1 pseudogene is annotated in these 297 nt (G+C 64.0%); it reads left to right on the forward strand.

Annotated features, from left to right (window positions below):
- Positions 1-54 precede the first annotated feature (54 nt).
- Positions 55-297: pseudogene (locus tag EN852_RS42995) on the forward strand (peptidase M15A); the annotation flags it as partial.

Here is a 297-nt window from a genome sequence, read left to right on the forward strand (position 1 = left end):
CGCGGACATGCCAGTCAGCGACACGGATGTACCGACCGGACGTCGAGGGGGAATTTGACTTTGAAATCAGCAGGATGGAGCCTCGCGAAGGGAGAACGCCGCGCCATTGTGGCAGCGCTCTGCTCCGTGCTTCTGGCCTCCTGCACATCGGCTGGCGACCCGACGATGTCGGTTGGAATGCCGGGCTATAATGCTTCCGCATCGGACATCCACGCCGCCTCCACGGGCAAGCCCCCAGCCGCCACCGATTCGTCGTCGCAGGTGGCGACGGAGCAGACGACCGTGATGAGCGAAAGC

It is taken from the genome of Mesorhizobium sp. M2E.F.Ca.ET.209.01.1.1, from assembly GCF_004010375.2.
In the GTDB taxonomy this organism is placed as follows: domain Bacteria; phylum Pseudomonadota; class Alphaproteobacteria; order Rhizobiales; family Rhizobiaceae; genus Mesorhizobium.